We start from the raw sequence: 18,172 nt of genomic DNA, 5'->3' as shown, positions 1-18,172 counted from the left end.
AGCCGTATTCTTAAATAATAGCAAAAAGAAAGTATAGGAGAGTTGATGATGAAAATGAAAACCATGATAGGGCTATCCATGACAGGTTTAGTAGCAATTGCGTTACTTGCCTCATGTGGTGCCAAGAAAAAAGAATCAGCTATTACAACAAAATTACCGGATCCTACTTATAAAGTGGACAAGTCTAAACCTGCATGGCAGTCAGATAAAAGTAAAGATAATACCTTAACTTGGTATATCAATGCGGAATGGTGGAATAAAAAATATGGCACCGATTTGATCACTAAACAGGTCAAAAAAGACCTAAATCTGGATATTAAATTTGTCGTAGGTGATGATACCAAACTCAATACCTACTTTGCTAGTGGCGATATCCCTGATATTGTGACGGTGCTTGATCCAAATACTGAAGTCGCCCGCACAGCCAATAAATGGGCATTACCCTTGCAAGAGTTAGCAAACAAATATGATCCCTATTTCTATGAAGTGGCGCGTGAAGATACTCTAAACTGGTATAAACTCTCGGATGGGAAAACCTATGGCTATCCCAATTATTCGAATACCGAAGCTGATTTTAAGAGTGGAAAAGTGCCAGCAAGAGATGCTTTTGTCATTCGACAAGACGTACTTGATGCAATCGGCCCACAAGACTTTAAGACGCCTCAAGGTTTTATTAATGCCATGAAAGCAATAAAAGATAAGTTCCCTGATCTTGTCCCATTTGGCTTTAATGATTTTTCGGGTGGCACAAGTTCCCTTGGTGATGTCGTTCAAGACATGCTTGGTGTCTCGATGACAAATAAGGATAATACCTACTATGATCGTAATCTAGATGAGGATTATATCACCTGGCTAAAAGCTTTCCGCCAAGTTCATGAAGATGGCAATATATCTGATGACAGTTTTTCTGATAATAATGATGCATTTAAAGAAAAAATGACAAGTGGTAAATATGCGACAATGATGATAGCGTCAAATGTTAGTCAAGGAAACAGCCTACAAACATGGCTATCTGCAAACCCAGATAAGGAATACCTTGCCATTGATGGGGTTCAATCAACCAAAGGTAAGACACCAACTTTATCTCAAGCCGGACTCTCAGGTTGGATGATTAACTATATTTCTCAGAAGACAAAAAATCCTGCCAAAGCCATTCAAGTATTTGAATATCTATTGAGTGATTACGGGCAAATTTTGACAAATTTTGGTATTGAAGGAGATGCGTTCAATTATATAGATGGCAACAAAGAAGCCATTAGTTGGACAGATACCGCTGCCAAAATCCAATCAGATGACCTGACAAAATGGGAAAACGACTATCGGATTGGTGAGTTCATCCAATTTGGACATGATCGCTTCAAGGCTTACAATAAGGCATCTTATGTGAAAGCGGTTTGGCAACAACAAGCATGGGGACAAAAATATTTGACACCTCAGTTTAAAATGGAGAATATTTCACCAGATCCTGGTACACAAGAAGCACGTGCTTTAAGTGCCATCACAACTAAATGGCAAACGACCTTGGTCAGCTTGATTCGTGCTAAAGATACAGCAGAGTTTGACAAAACATTAGCAACATTTAAGCAATTCCAAAAAGACAATAAAATCAAAGAAATCAATAATACACGTGACAAAAATATTAAGAATAACATGAAAAAATTAGGGGAAAAATAAGATAGCGTATTTCTGCTTAAGATTAGCAAACAGTAAGGAGTTGAGGGGATGCGTGGGTTATTTGCGATTGATGGCAACATCTATAAATATATGTTGAAGCTATGTGATTTGATGGCATTGAATCTACTATTTATCATAGCCAGCCTCCCGATTGTTACAGTCGGTGCTGCGCTAACAGCGCTCTATGATGTGACGTTACGCATGCAAGTTGGGACTGAAAAAGAAATGACAGGCTCTTTTGTGAAAAGTTTTAGAAAAAATGGCATCCAAGCTACAAAAATTTGGCTGGCTTTTCTAGGCTTTGTTGCGATCGCATTCGTGGTTATCAGTCTGGTAAATGGTCATCCAGTTGTACTTTTCCCACTTTTATGTCTGATTGTCCTTGTGGTTGGGACTTTACCCTATACCTTTTCTTTAGTTGCCACGTTTGAGAATAAGACTGGCATCATGATGCGAAATGGGCTGATGCTGGCCATACAACATGTGCCCCATATGCTTATCATGCTCAGTGTTGCAGGCTTACTTTGCTTGTATCTACCGATTTATCAAAGATGGGCTTTACTACCGGTCCTTACCCTTTCATTTAGCTTGACAGCTGTGGTTCAAAGTCACTTTATTTCCGGCATTTTGGTAAAATTAGTAGGAGAAGAGGAAGTAACTGATAGGTAAATAGAGGGTGTGACTTGCATGCTTTTTTACAGTGAACAGTTTGGTACTTAGCTGATCAATATTGGATCAGCCTTTAGTACCTTTGATTAAATTAGGAGATATGACATGACATATTACATAGGATTTGACATCGGTGGTACATCTATCAAATACGGTCTGGTTGATGAACAAGGAGAAGTGATAGAAAAAGGCTTATTTCCATCAACGCCTGATGATGGTGAGGTGCTCCTTAAAAATATGGCAAGCCAAGTGGCTACCTATCAAGCCAAGTATCCGATTGAAGGTATTGGCATTAGTGTGCCCGGTATAGTCAGAAAAGATGGCTATATGGTAACAGCTGGTTCCATAAAACCATTTTATAAAGTTAATCTCAAAGAAAAATGTGAAGCTGCTTTTCACTTGCCAGTTGTGCTTGAAAATGATGCAAATTGTGCGGCGATTGCCGAGCAATGGCTGGGTAATGCCCAAGGTATTGAAAACTATATCGTCGTTGTATTAGGCACTGCTGTTGGCTGCGGAATCATCATTAATGGCAAGGTCTATCAAGGGGCGCATGGCGCTGCTGGAGAAATTGGCTGGAGTATGCAAAGTCCACTCGACTACACACATGATCTAGAAGATGATTCATGGAACTTTACGAGTGGTGTGATATTAGGGCTATACAATCGCTATTATCAAGCGACTGGTCAGAAAATATCTGATGCACGCCTGATACTCGACTTAGTCCGACAAGGTGATGTCCTAGCTACCAAAGTCATGGACCAGTATTATGATGATGTCGCCAAGGGATTACTAAATTTGATTTGCGTGTTTGATCCCGAGGTGCTACTCTTAGGCGGTGGTATCAGTGCCAATCAGGAGTTTTTGGACAAACTCACAGATAGAATTGAGAAGATTAAGCGGCATCATAGGAGCATAAATCAATTAAAAAATGAAACGATAGCAGATATCAAACCTTGTCTCTTAAGAAATGATGCCGGCTTGATTGGTGCGGTATATCAAGCTAAAAAAATGAAGTAAAAAAAATGAAGTAAAAAAAATGAGTAGGTCATGTTAGACCTGCTCGTTTTTTAATTGATGCCTGCAACCCATCCAGTTGCAAGCGCTGACGTAATATTAAAGCCGCCTGTATGGGCATTAATATCCAAAACTTCTCCTGCAAAATAGAGATTATCGACTGATTTACTCATCAAAGTCTTAGGTCTAATCTCACTTAAATCAACGCCACCAGCTGTGACAAATGATTTGGCTAAACTCATGGTACCTGTTACTTTAATAGGGAAAGCTTTCATTTTTTCGATTAAACTTGTGACTTGTTTTTCAGAAAGCTGTTTCACTTTAGCATCAGGGGAAATCGTAGATGCGGTGATTAAAAATTCGGCGACACGTTCCTGTAATAGAGACTTGGCAACATTTTTGACTGATTTATCACGTAAGTTTGTAAATGTGGCTGACAAAGCAGCTTCAGAGAGATCAGGTAAAAAGTCAATGCTAACCCAATCGGCTTCTTTGACAAAGGTTGAGGCCCGTAATGCAGCTGGACCAGACAAGCCAAAGTGGGTAAACAATAGATCGTGTCTAATCACATGCTTGCCGATCTGCAGGGTGATATCTCTTAGAGAAATACCTTGTAATGTTTTATGCGGAAAATCAGTTGTCAAGGGACTTTCAGCTGGACTTAGCTCAGTCACCTTAAGCTTGAAATGTCGTGCAATATCATGACCATATCCAGTAGAGCCAGTAGATGGGTAAGACTTTCCACCAGTTGTGACAATCAATTTACGGCAGGTAAATTCGCGATCAGCCGTTTTGATTAGGAAATTACCATCATCCGTTTTAGTTGTTGAGATGACTTCTGATTGAGTAGCGATTGTGGCACCCAACTCGACAATCTTGGCTTGTAGGGCAGATATGATTGTTTGAGACTTATCTGTTGCAGGAAAGACACGACCGTGATCTTCAACCTTTAATCTCGTGTCATTTTCTTCAAAGAAATTGATGATGTCATGGTTATCAAACTGGGCAAATGTACTGTATAAGAATTTCCCGCCATGCGGAATACCTGCTAGAATATCATCAAGGCTACCATTATTGGTCACGTTACAGCGGCCACCGCCAGTCATGGCCAGTTTTTTACCCAGCTTTTTATTTTTGTCTAAAATCAGTGTTTTGCGACCGTAGAAACTGCTTGCTACCGCAGCCATCATACCAGAAGGTCCCCCACCGATAATGATCGTATCATAATTTGTTTTCATTAGTTAATTGTAACACACCTTTTCTACTATATGCCACCCTATTGTCGCTAGGACGCTCATATCAAAGGTCCCAATTTCATGAGGATTCCAGCCAAGGTTTCTGTACGCGATGAGATAGAAGATACAGCTCAAATTGTGAGGTAAAGAAAACACCAACATCTGTTTGATGCTAGTGATTCAAGGTGGTGTCAATTACGTTGACACCATAATAAAAACAAGCTTGAAATCGTGAATAGAGAAGGATGCAAAACATATTTGCTAGACAATAAATTAATTTTGATCTATTATAAAGCTATAGAAAAGGGAGAGAAAATGAACTTAAGTAGTATTTTAGTGAATGAGAGAAAGCAAAGAGGCTATACACAGCAAAAAGTAGCAGATGAACTATACATTACTAGACAGACATTATCAAATTGGGAGAATGGTAAAAGTTCACCAGATATTCCTACTTTAATTTTGTTGAGCAATTATTATAATTTCTCACTTGATATTATGAAAGGCGACCAAAAAATCATGAAACAAGTAGAAAAGGACTATGACCTAATTAATTTGAAGAAAGCTAATAAAAAGTATGCCGTAATCTTCCCTGTTATTCTCGTTCTATTTGTAGGTTTGATCGCTATAACTCCTTTATTCGAACATTCCCCGTTAATTATGAAATCTATTACTATATTATCAATGGTACTTATTTGTCTTTTGTTATACGTTAACTATAACTTTTCAAAGACAGCTAGTAAAGCATACGATGGTATGATAGGTGCTCCTCTTTGGATACCGAAGACATTCGGATATGGTCTAGCTCTCAACCCATATAATAGAATAGGAAATGCGATAACTATTGCTATTTCTATTATAATTGGTATTATATGTGTTGGAACTATTATCTCTGTTTTATTTTTTACTTAGTTGAAGTTATCAAAATACTCCTGTAAAAAATATGCAGGCGTATTTTTAATAGGTTAGCCAAAGTTAATGGTATCAAGAAGTGCTTCTCTAGCGACCTCATCAAGACCAATAGAACTCAATGTGGCTTTTTGATTTGAGTGATTGAGTAAGTTCATGGCAAAGCCTAAAATCTTCTGCCAATGGCTTAAACATAAGGTATCTTGCTGTCTATACCGATTCTGGTTGAATAAGGTTACCCTGGTCTACTTCTGTTGTCAGAAGTAGATTTGAAAAAAACAAAGTTATGTTATTCGTTGCTAATGTAATTAAAGTTTTATATAATAAATAATGTGAAAACATTAAATTATAGGGGGCGTTTTATGAAAACAAAAGTATTAAAGGGACTTGTTGTCGTTGCTGGTATCTTTTTATTGGCAGGGTGTTCAAAAGGGAGTCAGTCATCTGAGAAAGCAGTTAAGGCTGAACCATCAGCTCAAACAGTGAAAAAACAAGCAGAAGATGATGCAAATGTATTGCTTGATTTTCTCTATCAAGGCAAAAAATCATCTCAATTAGAGAATGTCACAAATCAAAGTTCTGAGGGCATTACGTCATTTTTGTTAACTAAATTAGTCGAGAAGCAAGATCAGATGTTTGCAAGTAATCAAAACAAGGATGACTATTATCTCGTCATCGATGGGTCTAATTATTATGCATCAGATATTGTAAAAGATTATGCTAAGGCTTATCTTAAACAAGCACAAAGACTTAGCTTTAAAGTTAAGAGTGTCGACGTAAACGGTGATGACGCAAAAGTGACCGTGTCATACTCACCAATCGCAAGTTTGGAAGAAGCAAATCCTATTGGGACAGCCAGAACGAAACTTTTTGGTGGTATAGATGAAGATACCTTTATTCGCCAATCTCAAAATAAAGATGTTAAAACAATCAAATCACTCATCACTTTAAAACTATATGGTATTTATTATGGGGATCTAGATTATGATGCAGTGAAGGTGAAAAATCCGGTAGATATGTCCTTTACTTTGACTAAAAAAGGCACACATTTTATGGCAAACGAAGATGTAATTTATCAAATTATGAAAGATTCTCGCATTAAATCATATCAAGATAATCAGGCAAAATAATTATATTGGGGTCTGACTACCTGTAACTTTAGCTACAGCTTAAACAAGGGTATTTAAACTGCTAAAGTGATAGGTCGTCCTCAGTCTGAGGGGTCTACCAAAGGCCGTCTCCTTAATTTTCCAGGTAACATGTGACATAGCTAGTAGGCGCATATACCTTACTCACCTCAAAAAAGAACCCAAAACACGTGGCAGTCGTTCACGTGTTTTTTGTATGCTTATCATCAAAGTTAGATAAAAGGATATAAGTCGTTATTTATTTCCGAAAATGACAGGTTTTATAAAGTTAAAAAAACAGATATATGTTACAATTAAAATGTAGTCAGATATTTTTATGTTGTGATGGGTCCATGATTTTGTCGTCGCTTATTTAAATATCGCAATCTCATGAGTTAAGTAGAGTAAAGGAGAGGTATGAATTTTTTTAAACGCGCAATTCGCTCAGTCACAAGGCAAAAATCAAAGTCATTGATTTTATTTGCCGTGATTTTCTTACTTGGTAACATCCTTGCAGGAAGTGTTATCATCCAACAAGCGACCCAAAATGTCGAGAAGACAACAAAGGAACAGATGGGCGCACTTGCAACAGTTGACATCGATTGGAATGATCCTAAAATACAGAAAGAGATGGAGAAATCAGATGGTGCGCTAAATAATCCCTTATCTGTTAAACTCATAGAAAAAATCGGGGCTAGTCCCTATGTCAAAAATTATGACTATTCTGAATCATCGGGATTTGAATCTCAGCAGCTGAAGCCATTTGACCCATCAGGTAGCAAAAAAAATAAGACCGAAGAAAAAGCGGACGATAAATCAGGCATGGCTAATGGGATGGACACTTATATCCCAATACGTGGTGTACAAGATCCTAAAATAATGGATATTGCTCTAGGGAAAATAAAGTTGGTTGCGGGGGCTATTTTTTCAGAAGCTGATATGAAAAAAGGAAGGCTAGTCGTTTTAGTCTCTAAAGAGTTTGCCAGTAAAAATGGCCTACATATCGGTGATGAGATGACCATCGACCAAACCTTGATGAAACCAGGTAATATGGATGAAGAAAATCAAGCATCAACTAAGGAATCCTTTGATACTAAAGTAAAAGTAGGGGGGATTTATCAGGTACTTGAAGCTGTTCAAAAGAAATCAGGTAAATCGGATAAAGCAGACAATGGGTCGGTTGTGCATGCAGCATCAATTGGTAGCGGCGGCGGTGATAAAGATATGCTAGATTTTGCGTCCTATAATACGATCTATATGCCAAATAAAGCAGTCCATACCATCAATCAAGGCTACATGAAGTATATGATGGAGAAAAGTCCTGAGTTATTTACTGGTATGAGTGAAAAGGACTTAAAAGAAGTTAGTGAATCACGCTACACACCACTCTATCAACTCAAGTCAATCGATGATTTGGATAAATTCAAGGCGGATACCAAACCCCTATTGCCAAATCCTTATACTATCATGGCATCAACAGATGAATTTGATAAAATTGCAGGTCAATTCAACAAATTATCTAAAATTGCTAAAGCAGTTATTATCGCAGCCATTAGTTTATCGATTATCTTGATTCTCTTAGTCATCTTACTCTTTATGCGCGATCGAAAAAGAGAGTTGGGTATTTATCTGTCACTAGGCGATAAAAAATCTACCATTATTTTACAAATTATGGTAGAAGTATTGACTGTTGCAAGTATTGCGCTAATTATTTCATTAGTGTCAGGTAAATTCTTAGGTGGATTCGCATCGGAAGCTTTCCTAAGCTCAAGCAGTAGCCAAGAATCTGCTAATGGCATGATGGGTGGTAACATGATGTCTACTTCAGCACTATTTGGTAGTGGGACACCTATAAATGCTAAGACCATTTCAGAAAATTATACGGTATCCTTCACGCCATTTTATATCGTGACCTACCTATTAGCTGGCTTAGGTACAGTAATTGTTTCAGTCCTTCTCTCAACGCTTTATATCTTCAAATTAAAGCCTAAGAAAATCTTATTGGGGTAACAACTATGTCAATTATCGAAACAAAAAAATTAGCTTACTACTATCAAGACGGTGATATGCAGCGTTATATTTTACGTGATATTTCCGTTAATTTTGAAAAAGGCAAGATTTACACGATCGTTGGGGAGTCTGGATCTGGTAAAACAACATTACTAGCGATGATTGCGGGACTAGACGTGGCTAAAGATGGACAAGTGCTCTTTGAAGGAAAAGATATTAAAGAAATTGGATTGGACAATTACCGACGAAATAAGGTGTCTATTATCTTTCAAAACAATAATCTGGTGCCTTATTTAACTGCAGTAGAAAATGTATTAGTCGCCATGGACATCACAGATAATCCCTTACCGAGTGATCAAAAAGTGATCGCCTATAATTTACTAGACTATATTGGGATTACGCGTGACAAGTCAGAACGTTTAGTTAGTTCCCTTTCAGGAGGGGAACAACAGAGAATTGCCATTGCTCGCGCTTTAGCAACCAATAGTGATGTTATCCTAGCAGATGAGCCAACAGGTAGCCTAGATGAAGCGCGTGAAAGTGAGATTGTTGCTATCTTTCAACGCTTAGCGCATGAAGATGGAAAAGCTGTCATCATGGTGACACATTCACAAGAAGTTGCAGCAAAATCTGATGTCACTTACCGACTTAAAAAAGGTAATTTAAGACAGGAGGATTAATGTATGAGTGATTTTTTATCAAATTTTTCAAAAGGTAAGTATCAACCAGAAGCTGCTAAAAATCCTTTGGGAAATGGTGCAACTAGTCAAGTATCAAATACGGATAAAGATAAGGTAATAGCTGATGAGGCGCCACAAAAGCAAGGGAATCTGGATGAGATGCCTTGCGCAAAGCCTAATCAAACCATGAGTGAAGGGGAGATGAAAAACGATAGGGAGCTAACAAAGTCATCTGATTCGTTGGCAGATAAACATGAGAAGGCGACCGACAAGAGAGGCCAGGCCAGTAACTCCCAACCCGTTATTAAAAATAGCTTACTAGTTAAAGATCAATTATTTGCTAAAAAAAGGCAGATGAAGCGCTTAATAATCGGTGGCGCAACTTGTTTGGCAGTAGCTAGTATTTGTTTATTTTACTATAAGCAGACGCATGTAACCCTACCAGATTTCACGAATAAGCCAGTGAGTAAAGCCCAATCATGGGCCGATGACAATCAAGTTAAACTAGAGATTGATCGGGTGTATCGACTGGATAAGAAAGTCAATACGGTCATTAAACAGGCCGATAAAAATAAGTCAATTGCTAAGAAAAAAGGCACCAAGCTGACAGTCAGTCTGGGAGCGGATCCGAAGGTTAAAATCAAACTACCAGATTTTTCAACACGATCAGTTGACCAAGCACGTGACTTTATCAAGAAAAATAAACTGGAAAATACAGTGATAGAGATGGCTTATTCAGATACAGTTGCAAAAGGGGGCTATTTAAAGCAAGTTTTTGCGAATGAATCCCTCACTTCTGACAACTTTAAGCGAGAAGATAATTTAACACTTCATTATTCAAAAGGTAAGGAACCAATTACTAAAAATATTGCGGTACCTGATTTTTCTAGTCAGACCAAAGATCAGATTAACAGTTGGAGTAAAGATAAGGGCGTTAAGATTGAGATCCAAGAGGAAGGCAGCAATACGATAGAGGCAGGTAAGGTCATCTCTCAGTCAGTCGCTAAGTCGGAAAAAGTATCGAAAGCGGATACTATCATCGTCAAATTATCTGCTGGTAAACCGATTTTGGTCCCTGATTATGCCAAATTTACCTTTGAAGAGGCAAGTGGTGCTTCAAAAGAGTTGCCAGTTCTTGCCAAGCAAGTTTATAGTGATAGGGTAGCTTATGGCGATTTTATCGGTCAGTCGGTTGCTGCTGGCACCCAGTATTTTATCAAAGATACGATACCAGACATAACAGCGACTTATTCACTTGGCCGTGTCTATATGAAAGATTTATCTGGTCAAACAGAAGGCGACCTGCAAAGTACCTTTCATAATGACTATACCTCTAAAGGGGCTAATATTACCTATCAAATTCAGTATATCAACAGTAGCGAGACCAAGGGGACGGTCGTTGCACAAAGCGTCCTAAATGAATTTGTACCACTTACATTTACGGTTGCAATTGGCATTAGTACAGGCAATGAATAAGGTAGGTGTCATTAAAAGATAGTCGAATAGACTGTCTTTTAATGTGGCTTCGCTTAAAATAGTGAGGTGTTGGCTAGTTATGAGACAAATATTGAGTAAATCCTTGAAAAAACTCGTAAAAAGCGGTAGAATAAGTCAGATTGATTTTTTAGTGAAAACGATATCACTGATCTAAAAAATTAAGTTAGCGCATAGGCGTTATTAAGTAAGGTGTGTAGCCCACACAACTAATAAGGAGAAAAGATGTCACACATAAAATTTGATTACAAAACTGCTCTAACTTTTGTTGCGCAGCACGAATTTGATTATTTACAACCAGCAGTTACTGCTTTTGATGCAGCCCTACGTGATGGGACTGGTCAGGGAGCTGATTTTACAGGTTGGATTGATCTACCAAAAGACTATGACAAAGCAGAATTTGATCGTATTCTTAAATCAGCAGAAAAAATCAAATCTGATAGTGAAGTTTTGATCGTCATCGGTATTGGCGGCTCTTACCTAGGTGCTAAGGCTGCGATTGATTTCTTGAACAGTTCATTTGTTAACCTTGAGACTAAAGAAAAACGTCAAGCACCACAAATTGTGTATGCAGGTAATTCAATTTCATCTACTTACTTGTCACAATTAGTTGATTACGTTGCTGACAAAGATTTCTCTGTTAACGTGATTTCAAAATCTGGTACAACAACTGAACCAGCGATTGCCTTCCGTGTTTTCAAAGAAATGTTGATCAAAAAATATGGTACTGAAGAAGCAAACCGTCGTATCTATGCAACAACAGACAAAGAAAAAGGTGCTGTTAAAGTTCAAGCTGATGCTGAAGGTTGGGAATCATTTGTCGTACCAGATGCTGTTGGTGGTCGTTTCACAGTCTTGACACCAGTTGGCTTGTTACCTATCGCCGCAAGTGGTGCAGATATCCAAGCTTTAATGGATGGTGCAGCAGCAGCGCGTGAAGCCTACAGTACAGCAGACTTGAAAGAAAACGAAGCCTACCAATATGCAGTACTTCGTAATATTCTTTTCCGTAAAGGTAAAACAATCGAGATTTTAGCAAACTATGAACCATCACTTCAGTACTTTGGTGAGTGGTGGAAACAGTTAGCAGGCGAATCTGAAGGGAAAGACTACAAAGGTATATACCCAACATCAGCTAACTTCTCAACAGATTTACACTCTATCGGTCAATCTATCCAAGAAGGTAGCCGTAACCTCTTTGAAACAGTCATCAAAGTTGCAGAACCAAAATTGAACATCAACATCCCTGCTGAAGCAGAAGATTTAGATGGCCTTGGCTACCTTGAAGGTAAAGATGTTGACTACGTCAATACAAAAGCTTTCCAAGGTGTCTTGCTTGCCCATACAGATGGCGGCGTACCAAACTCAGTGATCACAATCAAGAAACAAGATGAATTCACGCTTGGTTACCTCATCTACTTCTTTGAAATTGCAATTGGCTTATCTGGCTACTTAAACGGGGTTAACCCATTTGACCAACCAGGTGTTGAAGCTTACAAGAAAAATATGTTCGCGTTACTTGGTAAACCAGGTTTTGAAGCCCTTAGTGCTGAATTAAACGAACGTCTATAAATCCCATCTTTAAAAAATGTAAGTCGTCTGAGTGTATACTCAGGCGATTTTATAATACAATGAAGAAAAAAGAATGGAGATATACAACATGATTATTACGAGACACGGTGATGTTTTTGCAGAGATTAGCCCACTGACGACAGGTCAAGCGCCAGATTTTACCTTACCTGATTTGAATCAAAATCCAGTGACACTATCTAAATTGACAGATCCGATTATCATCAGTGTATTTCCTGATATTAATACCAGTGTTTGTGCCTTACAAACCAAGCACTTTAATGTTGCAGCAGCGGCTAATCAGGCAATCTCTTTTCTATCCATTTCAAATAATACAGCAAAAGAGCAGGCTAATTGGTGTGCTGCTGAGGGTGTAGATATGACGATTTTATCTGATGAAAAAAATACGTTTGGTGAACTTTATGGTTTGGTACTACCTGACGCTAACCTATTGGCACGTAGTGTATTTGTGATTAAAGATGGACAGATTATCTATTCTGAAATTTTGAGTGAGATGACTAATGAACCGAATTATGATAAAGCGCTTGAGGTTGCAAACTCAGTGATTTAAATAAGAAAGTGAGCTAATTATGCTCGCTTTTTATCTTGCTTGAATTTAAGAGATGCTGACTTAAAGACATAAAAAAATCCTGAGCAATCTCAGGATTTTTGGGTTAACTGGCGGGCTTCACAATACCATTGTGTGCGTCTACGCCAAATGCTGGTCACAGCAACCGTTTGATTATGCTCGAAATAATGATAAATCACAACGATCGTTTTCTTTGAAATGCGATCAGGTTTGTAGTCAGCAATTGCTAAATGCTCGTGCTGTTCCAGCCCCTTTTGTGATTTATCAATCACTGAGCCATCTGCTCGTATCTCGCTAAACGTCTCAGAGAGCAAACTCGGATTCCGATTGTTTAAGACTTGTTCCTCCAAGCCCAGTATGACCAGCGCAATCGATGCATCACGCTCTTCGTCAGCCAGAATCGCTGGCTCGACGTGTACATCAATATCAAACACATCATACTTTTCTTTCAAGGTTTCCTCTATATCTTCAGTCGCTGCATGACTTTCGAATACAGATAGATCTGGAGACATTTCGACAACGACGTCAAGGAAGATGTTACTGCCATAGGTTCTACCACGGATGAATTTGACAGCTGATACTTTGGGAATTTCAGAAATTTCCTGGGTATAAATATCTATTTTTTCCTCATCAAAGCCGTCTGATAGGCTAAAAACAGATTCAGCAAAAATATCGTAAGCTGTTTTAAAGATAAATATCGTGATGACGATCGCCATCAAGCGGTCGATAAAGGTTAAATTAAAGCTAGCTGCAAAAATCGCGATAGAAGTTGCAATAGAAGATACGGCATCAGATAAATTATCTTTTGCAGCGCTCATCAGGCCAGAACTTTTTGATCTTGTTGCAAGGTTCCGATTATAGAGGTAGATGGCAAACATGACAATCGCTGAACCAATCCCGACAAAAGAGCCCATCAAGTCCACAGATGTCTGTGTATTACTGATAATGGCTGTCACTGTATCTTTTAGGACGAAGAAACCAACGACAAACATGATAAAACTTGTTACTAGGGAAGCAACAGATTCGACTTTCCAGTGGCCATAAGTATGGTCGTCATCAGCAGGTCTTCGGGCTATTTTTAGGCCGATTAAAACCGCGACATTACCTAAAATATCGGTTATATTGTTAAACCCATCGGCACGTAGACTCTCCGAATGGGTCATATTAGCGACAGTAAGTTTGATGATTGAGAGAATGACATAGGCCCATATACTGAGGAGCGCACCACGTTCTGCGAGTTTTAAATCTTGATAGCGTGAATTATTCATACTCTTAGTATAACAAATTTTTCATCGCTTTCAGACTTTAGGAACCGAAAAAAATAAATAGTATGATAAAATGAAGGGGGTCTTTGCTTAACGCTTATTAAACTTGGGATTGCAAATTTAAGGTTATTGACAACGATTTATCATTATTGCGAGCGACTAAAGCGACGCATTAAAGAGCTATTAATCTGAGCTTAGTTGCGCAAAGGTTAATAGCCCTAATTTATTTTAAGAAAAAAGAGATAGACGCTATTAATAATAAAATAGTCGGGTATCTATCGTGAAAGGAAACAACATGCTATTTAATGCAATCAAGCAATACAAATTCTGGGCTTTGGGCTCACTTACCATGGTTGTCATCGTTGTCGCAACATCATTATGGCAACCACAAATTCTGACACAAGTCCTTGAGGCGGTGTCTAAAAACGATAAAGAGAAGATAGCGGGTTATGGGGTACAACTCCTCATTATTGCTGGTATCGGTCTTATCGCTGGTGTGATTAATACTATCTTTGCTGCAAAAATTGCACAAGGGGTATCAGCTGATTTACGGGAGCAAACGTTCCGTAAGATTCAAAGCTTTTCATATGCGAATATCGAGCAGTTCAATGCGGGTAACTTAGTTGTCCGTATGACAAATGACGTCAATCAAGTTATGAACTTGATTATGATTCTTTTCCAGATCTTATTACGCGTGCCACTTTTGTTTATCGGCGCATTTGTTTTGGCGATTCACACGCTACCAAAATTATGGTGGATCATCGTTGTCCTAGTTGTTGTGATTGTCTTAATCACAGCAGTAGCCATGGGCAGCATGGGTAAACACTTTGGTGCTTTCCAAAAATTAATGGATAAGCTAAATGGGATTGCAAAAGAAAATCTGCGTGGCACACGTGTCGTCAAATCTTTTGTACAAGAAAAAGAACAAGCTGCCAAGTTTGATGCCAACTCTGATGAGCTTTTAGGCCATAACTTAGTTGTTAGCTACATTTTCTCAGTCATGATTCCAGCCTTTACATTTGCGGCGTATATCGCTATTTTTGCTGCTATCTGGTTTGTATCGACCTATGTTGAAAAAGCACCCAAGGATTTGGCAAGTATCGCCTCATTTATGACCTACATGATGCAAATTATGTTTGCGATTATCATGGGTGGTATGATGTCTATGATGGCATCGCGTGCCTTCATCTCGCTGAAACGGATTGGCGAAGTCATACATACAGAACCTGCCATGAGTTTTAAAGATACGGCAGATATTGATTTGAGCGGTGATCTTGAGTTTGATAAGGTGAGCTTCTCTTACCCATCAGATGATGAGTTGACGCTTGAAAATATATCTTTTAGTATCAAGGCTGGTGAAATGGTCGGTGTCGTCGGTGCAACGGGTGCTGGTAAATCAACCTTAGCACAATTGATCCCTCGATTATTTGATCCAACAGCGGGTACGATTAAAATCGGTGGTCACGATCTACGTGAGATTAACCGCCATAATTTACGTCAGACAGTGTCTATCGTCTTACAGCGTGCTATTTTATTTTCAGGTACTATCGGACAGAATCTCAAACATGGTAAAGCAGGTGCGACAGAGGCTGACATGACACGTGCGAGTGCAATCTCACAAGCACGTGAGTTTATAGAAAAAATGTCAGATGTTTTTGAAAGCCCTGTTGAAGAACGTGGGACAAACTTTTCAGGTGGTCAGAAACAACGCCTATCAATCGCACGTGGTGTTATCGGAGATCCTAAAATTTTGATTTTAGATGATTCAACGTCGGCACTGGATGCGAAATCTGAGAAACTCGTTCAGCAAGCCTTAGCAGGCGAACTTGCCAATACAACGAAGATTATTATTGCCCAAAAGATATCATCAGTCGTACATGCAGATAAAATCTTAGTCTTAGATGCTGGTAAATTAATCGGGATTGGGACACATAAAGAACTTGTTGCTAACAATGATACCTATCGTGAAATCTATAATACACAGAAAGGAAGTGAGGATTAATGGGAGAATATAGAAAAGCAATCAAATTTTTCTGGAATTACTTCAAAAAATTTAAACTATCCTTGCTATTGATTGCTGTCACAGTAATCGTAGCAACTTATCTGCAAGTTAAGGCACCAGTTTATATCGGTAATGCCTTGACAGAATTAGTACAATGGGTTACAGACTTTTTTAAACACCAGGGTGCTGAAAAAGCAGTCGCCTCTTTTAACGGTCATATTCCGGCCGAATTACCACAGGCGATGGCCAGCCAATTGGCTAAAAATGGGCTACCTACTGATGTCAGTAAATTAGTAGATTTAGCCAAACATGTGCCAGAAAAAACAGCCTTCTTTCATGTTATGTGGCAACTGCTTATCGCCTACGTTTTCATGACAGTTGCTATGTTAATGTATGAGGTACTCTTTGGTCGTATCGTCTCACATTCAACTAACTCAATGCGTAAAGGCTTGTTTGGTAAACTTGAGCGTTTGACAGTATCATTCTTTGACCGTCATAAAGATGGAGATATTCTAAGTCGCTTTACATCAGACTTGGATAATATCCAAAACTCACTCAACCAATCCCTTGTACAAATTGTTACCCAAGCTGCCATGTTTATCGGCGTCTTGATTATGATGTTCCGTCAAAATGTCACCTTGGCATGGGTGACGATTGCCTCAACACCAATCGCCCTGTTACTTGTCATTGTTATCATTCGTCAGGCTAAGAAATACATCGACTTGCAACAAGAAGAAGTTGGTCATCTCAATGCCTATATGGACGAAAAAATCTCAGGTCAAAAAGTGATCATCGTCGAAGGCCTTGAGCAAGATGCAATTGATGGCTTTATCGCACAAAATGATAAGGTACGTAAAGCAACCTTTAAAGGTCAAGTTTATTCTGGTATGCTAATGCCTATGTTAAATGGGATGAGCTTTGTCAATTTGGCTATCGTCATCTTTGCGGGGTCAATGATTGCGCTGAATGATGCATCGATGTCAAATGCTGTAGCGCTTGGCCTAGTCGTGATGTTTGTCCAATATTCACAACAGTACTACCAACCACTGATGCAGATTTCATCTTCATTTTCTCAATTACAGATGGCCATCACAGGTGCTCATCGTCTGCAAGAAATGTTTGATGAAAAAGAAGAAGTGAGACCTGAAAATGGCCTTGTATTTGATGATATCAAAGAGGGTGTGCAAATCGAACATATCGATTTCAGTTATCTACCAGGCAAACCGGTTTTAAATGATGTCAGTATTGATGTTAAAAAAGGTCAGATGGTTGCGGTTGTCGGGCCAACAGGTTCAGGTAAGACGACCATTATGAACCTGATGAATCGGTTTTATGATGTTGATAGTGGTAGTATCAAATTTGATGGCGTTGATATCAGAGAGATGGATCTAGATTCATTGCGTCGTGGTGTAGGTATCGTCTTACAGGATTCTGTTTTATTTAGTGGCACGATTAGAGATAACATCAAATTTGGTTTTGATGCGACGGATGAAGCCGTGATTACCGCTGCCAAGACGACGCACATTCATGAGTTTATCGATAGCTTACCGGATAAGTATGACACACTGGTTGACGATGACGAGAGTGTCTTCTCGACAGGTCAAAAACAACAAATTTCGATTGCTCGGACGATTTTGACGAATCCTAAGCTACTCATACTAGATGAAGCAACGTCAAACGTTGATACGGTTACGGAAGAACAAATTCAATGGGCCATGGAGGCTGCCATCGCTGGCCGCACATCATTTGTTATTGCCCATCGTCTCAAAACGATTCTCAATGCAGATAAAATCGTTGTCTTAAAAGATGGCGTTGTGATCGAAGAAGGGAATCATCATGAGTTACTCCAAATACCTGATGGTTTCTATTCTGAACTTTACCACAATCAATTCGTATTTGAATAATTAATATCAGCTTTAAACTAGCTGAGATATA

General features: G+C 38.8%; 14 protein-coding genes. 12 read left to right on the top strand and 2 right to left on the bottom strand.

Going from position 1 to position 18,172, the window contains the following annotated elements; all coding sequences use genetic code 11:
- The first annotated feature begins 45 nt into the window (after positions 1-45).
- The 3 genes from RU86_RS03135 to RU86_RS03125 all read left to right on the top strand — a co-directional run bounded on the left by RU86_RS03135 (position 46) and on the right by RU86_RS03125 (position 3,363).
- Positions 46-1,674 (top strand): type 2 periplasmic-binding domain-containing protein, encoded by a 1,629-nt coding sequence (locus tag RU86_RS03135; RefSeq protein WP_096814017.1) that lies wholly within the window; start codon positions 46-48, stop codon positions 1,672-1,674.
- 48 nt (positions 1,675-1,722) lie between these two features.
- A complete protein-coding gene (locus RU86_RS03130; protein ID WP_096814016.1) occupies positions 1,723-2,343 on the top strand; it encodes a DUF624 domain-containing protein in 621 nt (206 codons plus the stop codon).
- A gap of 105 nt (positions 2,344-2,448) precedes the next feature.
- On the top strand, positions 2,449-3,363 hold the full coding sequence (locus RU86_RS03125; protein WP_096814015.1) for an ROK family protein: 915 nt from the start codon (positions 2,449-2,451) through the stop codon (positions 3,361-3,363).
- Between the two features lie 50 nt (positions 3,364-3,413).
- Here RU86_RS03125 and RU86_RS03120 read toward each other — a convergent pair whose 3' ends face one another.
- Positions 3,414-4,598, bottom strand: a complete 1,185-nt coding sequence (locus tag RU86_RS03120; RefSeq protein ID WP_096814014.1) for a BaiN/RdsA family NAD(P)/FAD-dependent oxidoreductase — start codon at positions 4,596-4,598, stop codon at positions 3,414-3,416.
- A gap of 312 nt (positions 4,599-4,910) precedes the next feature.
- Here RU86_RS03120 and RU86_RS03115 point away from each other — a divergent pair, with 312 nt between their 5' ends.
- The 7 genes from RU86_RS03115 to RU86_RS03080 all read left to right on the top strand — a co-directional run bounded on the left by RU86_RS03115 (position 4,911) and on the right by RU86_RS03080 (position 12,952).
- Positions 4,911-5,504, top strand: a complete 594-nt coding sequence (locus RU86_RS03115) for a helix-turn-helix domain-containing protein (protein ID WP_096814054.1) — start codon at positions 4,911-4,913, stop codon at positions 5,502-5,504.
- A 359-nt stretch (positions 5,505-5,863) separates the two neighbouring features.
- The gene (locus tag RU86_RS03105; RefSeq protein ID WP_096814013.1) at positions 5,864-6,631 is read left to right on the top strand and encodes a hypothetical protein; all 768 of its coding nucleotides are present in this window, start codon (positions 5,864-5,866) and stop codon (positions 6,629-6,631) included.
- A 414-nt stretch (positions 6,632-7,045) separates the two neighbouring features.
- The gene (locus RU86_RS03100) at positions 7,046-8,638 is read left to right on the top strand and encodes an ABC transporter permease (protein WP_096814012.1); all 1,593 of its coding nucleotides are present in this window, start codon (positions 7,046-7,048) and stop codon (positions 8,636-8,638) included.
- Positions 8,639-8,643: 5 nt separating this feature from the next.
- Positions 8,644-9,318 carry an ABC transporter ATP-binding protein gene (locus RU86_RS03095; RefSeq protein ID WP_096814011.1) on the top strand — a complete coding sequence of 225 codons (675 nt, stop codon included), beginning with the start codon at positions 8,644-8,646 and terminating at the stop codon, positions 9,316-9,318.
- 3 nt (positions 9,319-9,321) lie between these two features.
- The gene (locus tag RU86_RS03090; RefSeq protein WP_096814010.1) at positions 9,322-10,794 is read left to right on the top strand and encodes a PASTA domain-containing protein; all 1,473 of its coding nucleotides are present in this window, start codon (positions 9,322-9,324) and stop codon (positions 10,792-10,794) included.
- A 243-nt stretch (positions 10,795-11,037) separates the two neighbouring features.
- Entirely contained in the window at positions 11,038-12,384 is a 1,347-nt protein-coding gene (locus RU86_RS03085) for a glucose-6-phosphate isomerase (RefSeq protein WP_096814009.1), read from the top strand.
- A gap of 88 nt (positions 12,385-12,472) precedes the next feature.
- Positions 12,473-12,952 (top strand): peroxiredoxin, encoded by a 480-nt coding sequence (locus RU86_RS03080; RefSeq protein WP_096814008.1) that lies wholly within the window; start codon positions 12,473-12,475, stop codon positions 12,950-12,952.
- Positions 12,953-13,041: 89 nt separating this feature from the next.
- Here the strand turns inward: RU86_RS03080 and RU86_RS03075 are convergent, their stop codons facing one another.
- A complete protein-coding gene (locus tag RU86_RS03075; RefSeq protein ID WP_096814007.1) occupies positions 13,042-14,238 on the bottom strand; it encodes a cation diffusion facilitator family transporter in 1,197 nt (398 codons plus the stop codon).
- 292 nt (positions 14,239-14,530) lie between these two features.
- Between RU86_RS03075 and RU86_RS03070 the strand changes: the two genes are divergently transcribed.
- Positions 14,531-16,237 (top strand): ABC transporter ATP-binding protein, encoded by a 1,707-nt coding sequence (locus tag RU86_RS03070; protein ID WP_096814006.1) that lies wholly within the window; start codon positions 14,531-14,533, stop codon positions 16,235-16,237.
- A complete protein-coding gene (locus RU86_RS03065) occupies positions 16,237-18,141 on the top strand; it encodes an ABC transporter ATP-binding protein (protein ID WP_096814005.1) in 1,905 nt (634 codons plus the stop codon). The genes RU86_RS03070 and RU86_RS03065 overlap by 1 nt, the downstream gene beginning before the upstream one ends.
- Positions 18,142-18,172: the final 31 nt, after the last annotated feature.

The organism is Pseudolactococcus piscium (genome assembly GCF_002441695.1).
In the GTDB taxonomy this organism is placed as follows: domain Bacteria; phylum Bacillota; class Bacilli; order Lactobacillales; family Streptococcaceae; genus Pseudolactococcus; species Pseudolactococcus piscium.
This window is presented reverse-complemented; position numbering and strand designations above follow the sequence as displayed.

Coding starts and splice junctions, on each gene's coding strand:
- RU86_RS03135 (WP_096814017.1), top strand. CDS start 46: ATGATGAAAATGAAAACCATGATAGGGCTATCCATGACAGGTTTAGTA.
- RU86_RS03130 (WP_096814016.1), top strand. CDS start 1,723: ATGCGTGGGTTATTTGCGATTGATGGCAACATCTATAAATATATGTTG.
- RU86_RS03125 (WP_096814015.1), top strand. CDS start 2,449: ATGACATATTACATAGGATTTGACATCGGTGGTACATCTATCAAATAC.
- RU86_RS03120 (WP_096814014.1), bottom strand. CDS start 4,598: ATGAAAACAAATTATGATACGATCATTATCGGTGGGGGACCTTCTGGT.
- RU86_RS03115 (WP_096814054.1), top strand. CDS start 4,911: ATGAACTTAAGTAGTATTTTAGTGAATGAGAGAAAGCAAAGAGGCTAT.
- RU86_RS03105 (WP_096814013.1), top strand. CDS start 5,864: ATGAAAACAAAAGTATTAAAGGGACTTGTTGTCGTTGCTGGTATCTTT.
- RU86_RS03100 (WP_096814012.1), top strand. CDS start 7,046: ATGAATTTTTTTAAACGCGCAATTCGCTCAGTCACAAGGCAAAAATCA.
- RU86_RS03095 (WP_096814011.1), top strand. CDS start 8,644: ATGTCAATTATCGAAACAAAAAAATTAGCTTACTACTATCAAGACGGT.
- RU86_RS03090 (WP_096814010.1), top strand. CDS start 9,322: ATGAGTGATTTTTTATCAAATTTTTCAAAAGGTAAGTATCAACCAGAA.
- RU86_RS03085 (WP_096814009.1), top strand. CDS start 11,038: ATGTCACACATAAAATTTGATTACAAAACTGCTCTAACTTTTGTTGCG.
- RU86_RS03080 (WP_096814008.1), top strand. CDS start 12,473: ATGATTATTACGAGACACGGTGATGTTTTTGCAGAGATTAGCCCACTG.
- RU86_RS03075 (WP_096814007.1), bottom strand. CDS start 14,238: ATGAATAATTCACGCTATCAAGATTTAAAACTCGCAGAACGTGGTGCG.
- RU86_RS03070 (WP_096814006.1), top strand. CDS start 14,531: ATGCTATTTAATGCAATCAAGCAATACAAATTCTGGGCTTTGGGCTCA.
- RU86_RS03065 (WP_096814005.1), top strand. CDS start 16,237: ATGGGAGAATATAGAAAAGCAATCAAATTTTTCTGGAATTACTTCAAA.